Origin of the sequence: Haloarcula marina (assembly GCF_024218775.1) — an archaeon.
GTDB classification, from domain to species: domain Archaea; phylum Halobacteriota; class Halobacteria; order Halobacteriales; family Haloarculaceae; genus Haloarcula; species Haloarcula marina.
Genome location: NZ_CP100404.1, coordinates 1,488,122 through 1,500,565 on the forward strand (window position 1 = coordinate 1,488,122; position 12,444 = coordinate 1,500,565).

The 12,444-nt window shown below is 65.4% G+C and carries 14 protein-coding genes; 8 read left to right on the forward strand and 6 right to left on the reverse strand.

Annotated features, from left to right (window positions below; translation table 11 throughout):
- Nucleotides 1–74: 74 nt before the first annotated feature.
- Nucleotides 75–1,028 carry a DUF4382 domain-containing protein gene (locus tag NJQ44_RS07800; RefSeq protein WP_254274122.1) on the forward strand — a complete coding sequence of 318 codons (954 nt, stop codon included), beginning with the start codon at nucleotides 75–77 and terminating at the stop codon, nucleotides 1,026–1,028.
- An 8-nt stretch (nucleotides 1,029–1,036) separates the two neighbouring features.
- On the opposite strand, the gene moaC is transcribed toward NJQ44_RS07800, so the two are convergent.
- Together moaC and NJQ44_RS07810 are read right to left on the reverse strand one after the other, a co-directional pair.
- Nucleotides 1,037–1,513, reverse strand: a complete 477-nt coding sequence (gene moaC / locus NJQ44_RS07805) for a cyclic pyranopterin monophosphate synthase MoaC (RefSeq protein WP_254274123.1) — start codon at nucleotides 1,511–1,513, stop codon at nucleotides 1,037–1,039.
- A gap of 48 nt (nucleotides 1,514–1,561) precedes the next feature.
- The gene (locus tag NJQ44_RS07810; protein WP_254274124.1) at nucleotides 1,562–2,104 is read right to left on the reverse strand and encodes a MogA/MoaB family molybdenum cofactor biosynthesis protein; all 543 of its coding nucleotides are present in this window, start codon (nucleotides 2,102–2,104) and stop codon (nucleotides 1,562–1,564) included.
- An 85-nt stretch (nucleotides 2,105–2,189) separates the two neighbouring features.
- Here NJQ44_RS07810 and mobA point away from each other — a divergent pair, with 85 nt between their 5' ends.
- Nucleotides 2,190–2,801, forward strand: a complete 612-nt coding sequence (mobA, locus tag NJQ44_RS07815) for a molybdenum cofactor guanylyltransferase (protein WP_254274125.1) — start codon at nucleotides 2,190–2,192, stop codon at nucleotides 2,799–2,801.
- 1 nt (nucleotide 2,802) lies between these two features.
- On the opposite strand, the gene pyrI is transcribed toward mobA, so the two are convergent.
- A complete protein-coding gene (gene pyrI, locus NJQ44_RS07820; RefSeq protein WP_254274126.1) occupies nucleotides 2,803–3,267 on the reverse strand; it encodes an aspartate carbamoyltransferase regulatory subunit in 465 nt (154 codons plus the stop codon).
- On the reverse strand, nucleotides 3,264–4,184 hold the full coding sequence (gene pyrB / locus NJQ44_RS07825) for an aspartate carbamoyltransferase (protein ID WP_254274127.1): 921 nt from the start codon (nucleotides 4,182–4,184) through the stop codon (nucleotides 3,264–3,266). Before pyrB ends, pyrI begins: the two co-directional genes overlap by 4 nt.
- A gap of 88 nt (nucleotides 4,185–4,272) precedes the next feature.
- On the opposite strand from pyrB, the gene NJQ44_RS07830 reads away from it, so the two are divergent.
- Both NJQ44_RS07830 and NJQ44_RS07835 read left to right on the forward strand, forming a co-directional pair.
- Complete coding sequence (locus tag NJQ44_RS07830) at nucleotides 4,273–4,902, forward strand: MinD/ParA family ATP-binding protein (protein WP_284440254.1); 630 nt, start codon at nucleotides 4,273–4,275, stop codon at nucleotides 4,900–4,902.
- 28 nt (nucleotides 4,903–4,930) lie between these two features.
- Nucleotides 4,931–5,560: an RAD55 family ATPase gene (locus tag NJQ44_RS07835; protein ID WP_254274128.1), complete on the forward strand. Its 630-nt coding sequence runs from the start codon at nucleotides 4,931–4,933 to the stop codon at nucleotides 5,558–5,560.
- Nucleotides 5,561–5,972: 412 nt separating this feature from the next.
- Here the strand turns inward: NJQ44_RS07835 and NJQ44_RS07840 are convergent, their stop codons facing one another.
- Complete coding sequence (locus tag NJQ44_RS07840) at nucleotides 5,973–6,938, reverse strand: FKBP-type peptidyl-prolyl cis-trans isomerase (RefSeq protein ID WP_254274129.1); 966 nt, start codon at nucleotides 6,936–6,938, stop codon at nucleotides 5,973–5,975.
- Nucleotides 6,939–6,989: 51 nt separating this feature from the next.
- Entirely contained in the window at nucleotides 6,990–8,024 is a 1,035-nt protein-coding gene (locus NJQ44_RS07845) for a threonine ammonia-lyase (RefSeq protein ID WP_254274130.1), read from the reverse strand.
- Between the two features lie 135 nt (nucleotides 8,025–8,159).
- Between NJQ44_RS07845 and NJQ44_RS07850 the strand changes: the two genes are divergently transcribed.
- From NJQ44_RS07850 to NJQ44_RS07865, 4 genes are all read left to right on the forward strand, one after another.
- The gene (locus NJQ44_RS07850; protein ID WP_254274131.1) at nucleotides 8,160–9,881 is read left to right on the forward strand and encodes an MFS transporter; all 1,722 of its coding nucleotides are present in this window, start codon (nucleotides 8,160–8,162) and stop codon (nucleotides 9,879–9,881) included.
- 37 nt (nucleotides 9,882–9,918) lie between these two features.
- On the forward strand, nucleotides 9,919–10,464 hold the full coding sequence (cyaB, locus tag NJQ44_RS07855; protein WP_254274132.1) for a class IV adenylate cyclase: 546 nt from the start codon (nucleotides 9,919–9,921) through the stop codon (nucleotides 10,462–10,464).
- A gap of 60 nt (nucleotides 10,465–10,524) precedes the next feature.
- Nucleotides 10,525–11,727 (forward strand): methionine adenosyltransferase, encoded by a 1,203-nt coding sequence (locus NJQ44_RS07860; protein ID WP_254274133.1) that lies wholly within the window; start codon nucleotides 10,525–10,527, stop codon nucleotides 11,725–11,727.
- Between the two features lie 199 nt (nucleotides 11,728–11,926).
- Nucleotides 11,927–12,331, forward strand: coding sequence for a carboxymuconolactone decarboxylase family protein (locus tag NJQ44_RS07865; RefSeq protein ID WP_254274134.1), 405 nt, complete (start codon nucleotides 11,927–11,929; stop codon nucleotides 12,329–12,331).
- Nucleotides 12,332–12,444 lie beyond the last annotated feature (113 nt).

Sequence of the window (12,444 nt, forward strand, 5' to 3'; positions counted from 1 at the left end):
TTTCCGTTCCACGACTTGTCAATGGAATAATCGGTGGCCAGCAAGCCTTTGCGAGGGAACCGATATCTCTCCCTATGGACCGGCGTACATATCTCCAGCGAGCGGGCACGGCAGTATCGGTCGCCGCGGTCGCCGGATGTACCGGCGACAGCGGGGGCGACTCCGAGAGCGGCGCAACCGAAAGCTCCGACGACACCGGTGACCAGTCCGGCGATGGCACGACGTACGGGACGCTCGCAACGAGTGTCACCGACCAACCGAGCGACATCGGTGACTTCGAATCCTGCGTCGTCACGTTGGAGGGCATGTGGCTCGTGCCCGCCAGCGACGACGCGACGGAGACCGACGGTGAGGGGACCGAGTCGGAGACGGAGATGACCGACACCGAATCGGAGACGGCGAGCACGGAGACCGAAACCGAAACCGCGACCACGACCGCAACGGGGTCGACGACGGACACGGGGACAGATACGGCAACCGAGACGGCAACCGAGACGACGACGGACGCCGAAACCGACGATAGCGACGGCGGGCGCAGGTACGTCGCGTTCGAGGAGCCACAGCGGGCGGACCTCGTCGACCTCCAGGGGAACAACACGCAACTGCTGGACGAAATCGACGTGCGGACGGGCGAGTATCGGTTCCTCCAGTTGGCCGTCACCGGCGTCGAGGGCGTCCTCACGGACGGGACCGAGGCATCCGTCGACACGCCGGGGAACGCGCCGCTGAAGTTCAACCACGCCTTCGAGATTCGCGCCGACGAGCGGACGCATTTCGTCGCCGACTTCACTCCGGTCAAACGCGGCAACGGGAGCTACCTCATTCGCCCGGTCGCCACGGGCACGACGGTCCTGTACGGCGACGAGGAGTACACGGCCGAGGCTTCGGCATCGACGACGGCCGACGAGACGGCGACGGGAACCGACTCTGCGGAGACGGAAACGGAGACCACCACCGCGACCGAAACAGCCACCGACGACGGCCCGGGGAACAGCGGCGGGAACGGCAATCGGCAGAACGGTAACTGAGTCGAGGGCTACGGTCGGTCGACGGACTTCTCGACGACCCGCACGTCGTCGATGGCGGCCGTCGGATACTGGCCGTCGTCGTCTTTCTCGTTGGCCTTCACCATGTCCCAGACGACGTTGAGTCCGGTCGTCACGCCCTCTAAGGCCTCCATCTCACACCCGGTCTTTCCGACCGTCTCGACGGCGACGGTGAGTTCGACCGACCCGTCTCCGACCTCGAAGTCGGTATCGACGTTCGTGATCGGTATCTGGTGGCACATCGGAATCGTCTCCCACGTGTGCTTGACCGCTTGAATCGCGCCGATGCGTGCCGTCGTCAACACGTCGCCCTTCGCTACCTCGTCGTCGTTGATGGCGTCCAGCGTGTCGTCGGAGAGACGTATCTCGCCGCGGGCGACCGCTCGGCGTTGGCTCTCGGCTTTCTCCCCGACGTTCACCATCTGCGCGTCGCCCTCGTCGTCGACGTGCGTGAACTCGTCGCTCATACCCGTCGGTAGCGCGAGGGGAGTGAAAACCGTACGGGATGGCGGCGGTCAACGACGGACCAGGCCGAGCAAGTGCCCCGCGGCGGGGGCGACGAACTCCGACGCGCCGAGTCGGGCGGCCGCTTCGCTCCCGGGGAGACAAAAGACGAGTCGGTCGTCGACGACGCCAGCGGTAGCGCGCGAGGCCATCGCCATCGGCCCGACGTCCTCGAAGGACCGCCACCGGAACAGTTCGCCGAAGCCCGGAATCTCGCGGTCGAACAGCGCACCGACGGCGTCGACTGTCACGTCGTCGTTTGTCAGGCCCGTTCCGCCCGTGGTGACGACGACGTCCGCGCCGTCGTCCATCGCACCTGCCACCGCGTCGGCGATGGCCGCCGCGTCGTCGCCGACCAGCGACCGGACGGTAACGTCGTGCCCGGCGTCGGCGCATAGCCGTTCGATGGCGTCGCCAGCGGGGTCCTCGTCGAGCGTTCGGGACGAGGAGACGGTCACGACGGCGATAGTGACGGCGTCGTGGTCGTGTGCGTGATGGTCGTCGTCTTCGTGTCCGTGGTGATGGTCGGAATGGTCGTGCCCGTGGTCGCCCATGGTCGACCCTCGCGCCGGAGTCCTAAACCGTCCCCGGAGCGGACCCGGGGCGTACCTCTAACTGCCGGGGGCGAGACGTACCGGCGTGACCGTAACTGGCGTCGTCGTCGCTGGCGGTCGGTCGACCCGCTTCGGCGAGGGCGAGAAGGCGCTGGCCGAACTCGGCGGCCAGTCGATGCTCCGTCGCGTCACCGAGGTGCTCGCCGCCGTCGCGGACCGCGTCGTCGTGAACTGCCGCCCCGACCAGCAGGAGCGATTCGCCGCGTCGCTCGCGGGCGTCGACACGTCGGTCCGGTTCGCACTCGACGAGCGGCCGGACGAGGGTCCGCTCGCCGGACTCCGGACGGCGCTGTCAGTCGTCGAAACCGACCTCGCGGTCGTCCTCGCCTGTGATATGCCACTCGCCGACCCGGACTTACTGCGACGGCTCATCGACGACGCGGCGGGCGTCGACGCCGCCGTCCCGCGCCAACCGGGCGGTCCGGAACCGCTCCACGCCGTCTATCGCGTCGAACCGACGCGCGCGGCGGCGGACGCGGCGCTCTCTGCCGGAGAGCGGAGTTTTCGAGGTGCACTCGACCGCCTCGACGTTCGGTACGTCGACGCCCCGGACACGCGGCAGTGGCGTCGCTCGCTCACGAGCGTCGACAGCGCCGAGCGACTTCGAGAACTGGCCGCGGCGTTCGAAGACCGGTAGCTCAGTCCGCGAGGATGTGCGCCGGGAGGTCGTTGCGGATGATGGTGTCGCAGTACTCACAGCGGACGCCGTCGTCGACGACGGCGAAGCGGGACTCGACGGGTTCGTCCTCCGTCGTGATGCAGTTGTGGTTGGGGCATTCGAGGACGCCGACGACGACTTCGGGGCGCTCGACGCGGTGCTTCTCGACGACTTCGTAGTCCCGGACGATGTTGATAGACGCCGCGGGCGCGATGAGCGAGAGCACGTCGACTTCGTTCTGTGAGAGCTCTCGGCCCTCGACTTTCACGATGTCCTTCTTGCCCAGCCTATCGGAGGGCATGTTCATCGCGACGGAGACGGACTCGCCGCTGGTCCCGTCGATGCCGAGGATTGCGAGGACGTTCAGCGCCTGTCCACCCGCGATGTGGTCGATGACGGTGCCGTTGCGAATCTTCGAGACGCGGAGTTTGCGGTCGTCGGTCATCGTTCGGATTCACCTCCGAGCAGCAGGTCGAGCAGCGCCATCCGCACCGGCACGCCGTTGTGGGCCTGCTGGAAGTACTTCGCGTGGTCGGTGTCGTCCACCTCGTGGGCAATCTCGTCGACGCGCGGGAGCGGGTGCATAACCGTCAGGTCGTCTTTCGCCACGTCGAGCGTTTCGCCGTCTATCTGGTACTGTCCGGCGACTTCCCGGTACTCGCTCTCGTCCGGGAACCGCTCGCGCTGGATGCGGGTGACGTAGAGCACGTCCAGTTCGGGGAGGATGTCGTCGAGTTCGGTGTGTTCTCGAACGTCGGCCCCCTCCTGATGGAGGTCGTAGCGGACGGACCGGGGAAGCTTCAGCGACTCGGGGCTGATGAAGTGCTGGTGGGCGTCGACGTTCGTCAGAGCGTGTGCCAGCGAGTGGACGGTGCGACCGTACTTCAGGTCGCCCATGATGCCGATGGTGAGGTCGTCGAAGCCAGCGTTCTCCCGAATCGTGTAGAGGTCGAGTAAGGTCTGCGTGGGATGTTGACCCGCGCCGTCGCCAGCGTTGACCAGTGGCACGTCCACGAACTCGCTGGCCATCTTCGAGGACCCCTCCATCGGGTGGCGAAGGACCAACGCGTCGGCGTACCCCTCGACGACGCGGACGGTGTCGGCCAGCGACTCGCCCTTCTTGACGCTCGACGATTCGACCGACCCCATGTCGACGATGTCGCCGCCCAGGCGTTTCATCGCCGTGGTGAAACTCATCTTCGTGCGCGTACTCGGCTCGAAGAAGAGCATCCCGAGCAGGGTGTCCGCGTGCCGGTCCGCGTACGCCCCCGGGTCCTCGGCGATGTCGGCCGCGTGGTCGAGCACCTCCTCGATGTCGGCCCGCGTCAGTTGTTTCGCGCTGATGATGTGGTCGTGCCGCATCTTACTGGGAACCCCGCCCCCGACGCTCTTGAATCTCCCGACACGGCCGGACCGAAGGTTCAAATCGGAGACCGGACCCACCCCCGCTATGCTCGCGATTGCCGGTGGCAAAGGTGGCTGTGGGAAGACCACGACGGCGCTCGGAATAGCCCGCGCACTGGCGGACATCGGGGCGCGGCCGCTCGTCGTCGACACCGACGCGGACATGCCGGACGTGCATCATCGCGCGGGGGTCGACGGGGACGGCGGCGTGGCGGTAGTCGCCGAGGGCGGACGCCCGCGAACTGCCGCCCGACGGTCGCCGCGATTTCCCGGGGTCGACGTGCTTCCGTGCCGCGACGGTGACGCGGAAGCGGTTGCCGCCGTGGCCCACCGTCTCGCCGACGCCGCGCGTCCGGTCCTCCTCGACTGCCCGGCGGGCGCGGGGCCCGCCGCCGTCGCGCCGTTGCGCGCCGCCGACCGAACCGTCGTCGTCTCGACGCCCTCGCCCCAGAGCCTCCGGGACGCCGCGAAGACGGCCGCGATGGCGCGCGAACTCGACGCAGCGCCCGCTCTCGTCGTTCTCGTCCGGAGCGACGGCGAGAGTGACCCGTCGCCGCTGTTCGAGTCCCCGGCGGTCGTGCACATCCCCGAACTCTCAGAACCTCCACTCGAAACCGAGGAATCGGTAGCAGGGTACCTGAGCTGTGCGAAAATCTTGCGCAAGCGGAATATTTAATCGGATGGGTACATACGTTTCAAACTGGATGGTGAACCGGCTCAGAACGGGAATCGATGTTCTCGACAGGAAACTCGACGGCGGGATTCCCGCGGGGAGCATCGTCGCCCTCACTGCGCAACCGGCAAGCCAAGCAGAGCTGTTTCTGTACGAACTCACGGCCACGCGCGGGACGCTCTGGCTCTCGCTCGACCGTACGGCCCAGTCCGTCGTCGCCAGCATCGAACACACACCGGCCAACACCGGCGACCCGACGGTGCGCCACATCTCCGGCGAAGCGCCGCTGGACAACGCCGGGAAACTCGTCTCGGCGCTGCCCGAAACGTCGAACCTCATCGTCGACCCGTTGGACGTACTGGAGGCACAGGAACCCCACTCCCGGTTCCGGGCGTTCATGAACGACCTCCAGAACCACATCGTCAACACCGGGAGTCTGGCCATCCTCCACTGTCTCGACGGCCGAGAGGTCCCGCCGCTTCGCGATACGACCGAGCACTTCGCGGACGTGGTGTTCCAACTGAAGACGACGACGAACGGCGACGAAGTCGAGAACCGCCTCGCCATTCCGAAGTTCCGAGGCGGGCGCGCGCCAAACGACATCATCAAACTCAATCTCGTCGAAGAGGTCAGCATCGACACCAGTCGAGACATCGCGTAGTCCGCTCGTGTCGTCGGCACGCCATTCGGCTCCTCACTCCATCGTCCCGACTGGGAGGTGTCTTTCGGCCGAAACGGACGAATTATCGCGAACCGGTGTCTGTCTGTGGCCGTTACTCAGAACACGCTTCCGATTTAGAAATTGTCGAGTTCGAGTAGTGGTAACATTTAACACATATCGGATACAACAATTCTGTAGGTGTCGTACTACAAACATGAATGCCCACGACCCGCTTTCGAAAGAGCAGCGACAGTTCGAGTGTCCCGGCTGTTCGTTCCTGACAACGGCCCCGACCAAACCCCATCGGTGTTCGCAATGCGGGGGCCGGATGTCGCGCCCGCGGGCCTCGTGAGACGGCGAGACTGAGCGCGGCGGCTACGCGGCTCGGAAGCAGAAAAACGCGGCTGTCGGCTTACTCTTCCGCGCCTTCGATTTCGTCGACGATTTCCTCGGCGTCGACGTCGGCGTCTTCCAGTGCGGCTTCGAGGTCAGCGCCACCAGCGCCGCCCATGCCGCCCATCATGCCGCCCATACCCATGCCCATGCCGCCGAGTTCTTCCTGCACGATGATTCGGTCGACGTCGAGCAGTTGGGTGAGCTGTTGTGCGATCTGCTGCTTGCCCATCATCCACTGTTGGTTCATCGTTAGCTGGGGCGTGGCCTCGATGTAGAGCGTGTCCTTCTCGACCTCAACGGTCTCGTACTCGGGTTCGCTCTCCTCGTCCTCGTCTTCGTCGTCGGACTCGACCAGTTGCTCTTCCTCGACCGTGTCCGTCTCGAACCAGAGGTCGAGTTCCATGTCGAGCATCATCTTGATGATGCCCTGGGCCTTCTCCTCCCGGTCGGTGACTTCCTCGACGACTTCGTACTCGTACTCGACGTCCTCACCGGCCAGCGGGTGGTTGAAGTCCACGCGGGCGCGGCCCCCGATGATGGTCTCGACGTGGCCGTGCTGGCCGTCGATGTCGACGTGGCCGCCGGGGTAGCGGTCGTCTTCCGGAATCTTGTCCTTCGAGACGGTGCGGACTTCGGACTCGTCGTACTCGCCGAAGGCGTCGACGGCGGCGATGGTCACGGTGCCCTCGTCGCCGACTTCTTTCCCGTAGATGTCCTCTTCGACATCCGGGAAAATGTGGTTCTCGCCCAGGACGATGGTGCGGGGACCGAAGTCCTGCTGTTCGGTGTCGATGCCGTCTTCCTCGGCGACTTCGACGTCCGTGGTGTCGACGAGTCGGCCGTCCTCGACGGTGCGGGCGGTGTAGGCGAGTTTGATGACGTCGCCCTGCTGGAGTCCGCTCTCGGTCGCTTCTTCGGGCTCTTCGTCGGCCGCCTCTGTTTCGACTTCCTCTGTCGCGTCGGCCTCGGAGTCGTTGCTCATATCCTGTTGGTCAGGCGTGCCACTCTTAAGAACAACGTTTCCCGCCCGCCGTCACGCGTCGGCGTCGCTCTCGTCGAGGATGCGCCGAAGCTTCGACGCGTCGATGTTCCGACCGGAGATGGGGATGACGACCGTCTCACCGGCAATCTCCGCCCCGGCGTCGAGGGCGGCGGCGACGGCCGTCGCGCAGGCCCCTTCGGCGACGATTCGCTCGTCACGGAACAGTCGGGCCACGCTCTCGCGGAGGGCGTCCTCGGAGACGAGACGGAAGTCCGAGAGGCCGTCGCCGAGCACCCCCATCGTGAGTGCGAACGGGACGCGAGTGGCGACGCCTTCGGCCATCGTCTCCATTCGGTCGTGCGGGGCCAGCGTGCCGTCGGTCCACGCGTGATACATGGCGGGTGCGGCCGCCGACTGCACGCCGACGACATCGGCGTCGGTCAGTTCGGCGACGGTGAGGCAGTACCCCGCCGCCGACGTGCCGCCGCCGACGGGACAGAACAGGCGGTCGACCTCGGGGAGTTGGTCGACGACTTCCAGACCGGCGGTGCCGACGCCCGCGACCAGTTTCGGTTCGTTCCCCGAGTGGACGTAGCGCGCGCCCTCCGCGACGGCGATGCCCTCGATGTGTTCGCGTGCGGCGTCGTAGTCGGGGCCGTGTTGAATGACCGTCGCGCCGAGACGCTCCATGGACGCCACTTTCCCCGGGTTCGCGTCCTCGGGGACGCCGATGGTCACTGGCACGTCGAACTCCCGGCCAGCCCACGCGATAGACTGTCCGTGGTTGCCGGAACTCGCGGTGATGAGGCCCCGGTCTCGGAACGCGTCGTCGAGCGAGGAGACGAGATTCACCCCGCCTCGTACTTTGAAGGCCCCGGTGGGGAGGGTGTCTTCCCGCTTTAAGTACACGTCGGCGTCGAGTTCGGCCGACAGCGTCTCGGACCGGACCAGCGGCGTCTGGGGGAGGTACTGGTCGACGACGTCGCGGGCGCGCCGCACGTCGTCCGTCGTGGGCGGCGTCAGGTCGTGATACGGGAAGACGGTCGTTTCGTCGGGGGACTCCACAGGGTCGTAGCGACCGTCCATACACCTCCCCTGTGGGCAGAGACACTAAAACTCGCGGTCCCACCGATGTGGTCAGGACTGGTGCGGTCGTGATGCGAGCCCACAGAGTCGTGTTTACTGACGAACATTTATTGGCTGGGAATCGTAGGTCGCCCAATGGAACGTCCCGATGACCACGCCAGCGACGGTCCATCGCCACCGAGAGACGAGACGAGGGGATTCACCTACTGGGCGCCGGCGATTATCGCCGCTTTGAGCCTGTTCCTCGGCGTTCTCGATACTTCGATGATGAACGTCGCGCTCCCGGCAATCGTCCAAGACCTCGACACGACGGTTAGCTCGATGCAGGCGGCCATCGCCGTCTACTCGATGGTGATGGCCGCGTTAATCATCCCCGGCGGAACCCTCAGGGGAGCCATCGACACCAAGCGACTCCTCATCGTCACGCTGGGCGTCTACAGCGTCGGCACGCTCTTGGCGGGCCTCAGTTGGAGCATGCCGGTGCTCTTCTTTAGCTGGTCCATCGTGGAAGGCATCGCCGCCGCCCTCCTGTTGCCGATAACCTACTCCATCATCGTCGAGAACTACGTCGGGAGCGACCGCGCGAAGGCGTTCGGCGCTATCGGCGGGGTGACGGCCGTCGGCGTCGCTGTGGGTCCGATGCTCGGCGGGATGCTCACGACGTACGCTAGCTGGCGCTGGGGATTCCTCGGCGAGTTCCTCCTCGTCCTCCTCATCGTCGGGTTGACACTCCGCTACCTTCGCTCACAGCCGACCAACGAGCAGATAACGGTGGACGTTGGCGGCACGATTCTCTCGATACTCGCCGTCGTCGGGATTATCGGTGGGTCGCTCCTCGCAGGGTACTACGGGTGGATTCGTCCCCTGCGCCCGCTCGTCGTCGGGGGGACGCTCGTCCAACCGCTCGGTCTCTCGCCCGCAATCTGGTGCATCGGGTTGGGCATCGCCCTGCTCGTCGCGTTCGTTCAGTGGGAATTCCGGCAGCATCGCATCGGACGACCGACGCTGATTCCGGTAGCAGTACTGCAGAACCGGACGTTTGCGACGGGCGTTCTCACGTTCGGGAGCGAATCGCTGTTCCTCGCCGGATTCATGTTCACCGTGCCGGTGTTCCTCCAGTCCGCACTCGGGTACTCGGCGTTCGAGAGCGGCGTCGCGCTCCTGCCGTTCTCGGTGTCGACGCTCGTGTTGGCGGTGATATCCACTGGCTGGCGTGCGTACGTCGCCCAGAAACGGCTCATCCAACTCGGTCTCGTTCTCATCGGACTCGGTCTGGTGCTCCTGACGAGGGCGACCGGAATCGACCAGACCATCCGCGACTTGGTGGTGCCGATGACGGTTATCGGCATCGGGCTCGGACTGTTCACCGGACAGGTCGTGGACTTGACGATGTCTGCCGTCCCGGAGCGATTCTCGAACGTCTCCTCCGGCGTGATTAACTCGCTGAGCCAACTGGGGTACGCCTTCGGAACGGCCGTCGCCGGTTCGGCCCTCCTGTCTCGGTATTACGGGAGCCTCGTCGCCGAGACGACGCTGCTCGCGACCGGGACTGCGGTCACGGGCGAGGACCGGCGGGAACTGGCGGTCAAACTCGAAGACGCCCTCGAGGCGACGACCCAGGCCCAACAGGACGCGTTCGTAAGCGGTCTGTCGCCCGACCTCCAGCGGGAGCTAGTGGGGATACTCCAGTCCTCGATGGTGGCCGCCCAACGGGCAGTCCTGGTCGTGCTCGTGTTGTTCGTCCTCGTGACCCTCCTCGCGTCGAGTTTCCTTCCCCCCTCGAAGCCGGGACAGGCGAAAAGCCGGGACGCGAAGACCACGCAGTCCGACGAGGCACAACCGGCCACTGGCGAGTGATGCAATCGCTTTTGAGCGTCCCACCGAAGTACGAGCCATGTACGAAGTCGAAGTGAAAGTCGCCGCGCCCGCCGCCGCCGTCGTCGCTCGCCTCGACGAACTGGGTGCCGAGCAGACCGGCGACGTGGTGCAGGTCGACACCTACTACGATGCGCCACACCGTGATTTCGCCGAGACGGACGAAGCCTTCAGACTCCGCCGGGAGACGCGCGACGGTGACACCGAGGCCCGAATCACGTACAAGGGGCCGCTGGTCGAGGCCGCCTCGAAGACCCGGGAAGAGTTCGAGACGGGCGTCGACGACGGGGAGACGGCCGACGCGATCTTCGGACAGTTGGGGTTCGAACCGGCCGCGACGGTCAGAAAAGACCGACGGTTCTACCGCTACGACGGCTACACGGTCACGGTCGACGACGTAGAAGACGTGGGTGAGTTCGTCGAAGTCGAGACGGAAACGGACGCGGAGGGCGTCGACGCGGCACGGGAGGGTGCGTTCGACGTGCTTCGGGACCTCGGTCTGGACCCCGACGACCAGATTCGGACCTCGTACCTCGGTCTCCTGCTCGAAAATGCAGGCGAGTAATCTTTCCCCACCGAACGGTTCCCGTAAGTTATAGAACCCGGGCCAGCAAAGAACGGAGCAATGACCGAGCGGAACATCCACGTCCAACCGGAGAGTGGATTGGCAGTCGAGGACCAGAACGTCGAAATCGTCGAGCGAAAGGGCATCGGCCACCCGGACTCCATCTGCGACGGCGTCGCCGAGAGCGTCTCGCGGGCACTGGCACAGACCTACATCGAGCGAGTCGGCCACGTCCTGCACTACAACACCGACGAGTCGCAACTCGTCGCCGGGACGGCCGCGCCCGCCTACGGCGGCGGCGAAGTCCTCGAACCCATCTACCTCCTCATCGTCGGCCGCGCGACCAAGGAGTACGAGGGGACGAAGATACCGGCCGAGAGCATCGCCCTCGAAGCGGCCCGCGATTACCTCGGCGACCACTTCCCGCATCTCGACCTGGGGACCGACATCGTCGTCGACGTGGAACTCGGCGAGGGGTCGGGCGACCTCCAGACCGTCTTCGGCGAGGAGGGCACGGTTCCGATGGCGAACGACACGAGCTACGGGGTCGGCCACGCGCCGCTCTCGGAAACCGAGCAAATCGTCTACAACACCGAGCGGAAACTCACGGGCGAGTACGCCGCGGACAACCCCGTGGTCGGACAGGACGTGAAGGTCATGGGCAAGCGCGAGGGCGACCACATCGACGTGACGGTGGCCGTCGCGATGGTCGACGAGTTCGTCGCCGACCTCGCCGACTACAAGGCCGCCGTCGAGGACGTTCGCGAGTACGTTGCGACGCTCGCAACCGAATACACCGACCGCGACGTGACAGTCCACGTCAACACCGCCGACGACTACGACGAGGAGTCCATCTATCTCACGACGACCGGCACGAGCGCCGAACAGGGGGACGACGGGTCCGTGGGTCGTGGCAACCGCGCCAACGGCCTCATCACGCCGAACCGGCCGATGAGCATGGAAGCGACTTCCGGGAAGAACCCCGTCAACCACATCGGGAAGATTTACAACCTCCTCTCGACCGAAATCGCGGAGTCCGTCGTCGACGAGGTGGACGGCATCCGCCAACTCCAGATTCGTCTGCTCTCGCAAATCGGGTCACCCATCGACCAACCGCACGTCGCCGACGCGATGCTGGTCACCGACGACGGCGTCGCCCTCGGCGATATCGAGGACGACGTTCACGAGGCCGTCGACGCGGAACTCGCGAACGTCACCGACGTGACTAGACAGGTCATTGACGGCGACGTGTCGACGTTCTGAGTCCGTTCGGTGACCGTACCGACGCAGTTGGCCGCACTTTCTCCGTCCCGCGTTCGAGTTTCGCGTCTGTGCGTTCCTGTCAAGTAAGGCCGCTGCCGCTCTGTGAGCCGTGTCCCGTGCCCACGCATAACTAACATGTCGAACCTCTAATAGATGTACACGGGCCGTCGGGACGGCCGACGACACCACACCGTAGACCATGGCGACACAAGAACCAACGGCAGACGTCGAACAGGAGATCAAGGATACCTTCGGGATGGTCCCGCCGCCGCTGAGCGATATTCCGAAGGACGACATGGTGGGCGAATGGCATTTCTTCCAGAAGTACACCGTCGGCGAATCCGAGATTCCGCCGAAGTACCGCGAACTGATGGGCCTCGCCGTCGCGGCGAACATCAAGTGCCCCTACTGCACCCACTTCCACCGCAATGCGGCGCAGATGCACGGCGCGACGGAGGCCGAACTCGACGAGGCGGCCTCGCTCGCGAGCCACACCTCGCGGTACAGCGCGATGCTCCACGCGTTGGAGTACGACTTGGAGGAGTTCAAAGTCAAGATGGCACAGATAGCCGACCACCTCGAATCACAGGCGGCGGACGACTGACTGACCGACGGACGGGCAACCGGACCGACGGACGGAACGGCAGACTGTCGCGCGCGACGGGGCGCTCCAGCCAGCGCGCGGAGGCGACACCCCTTTATTCGCGATTCGGCAAT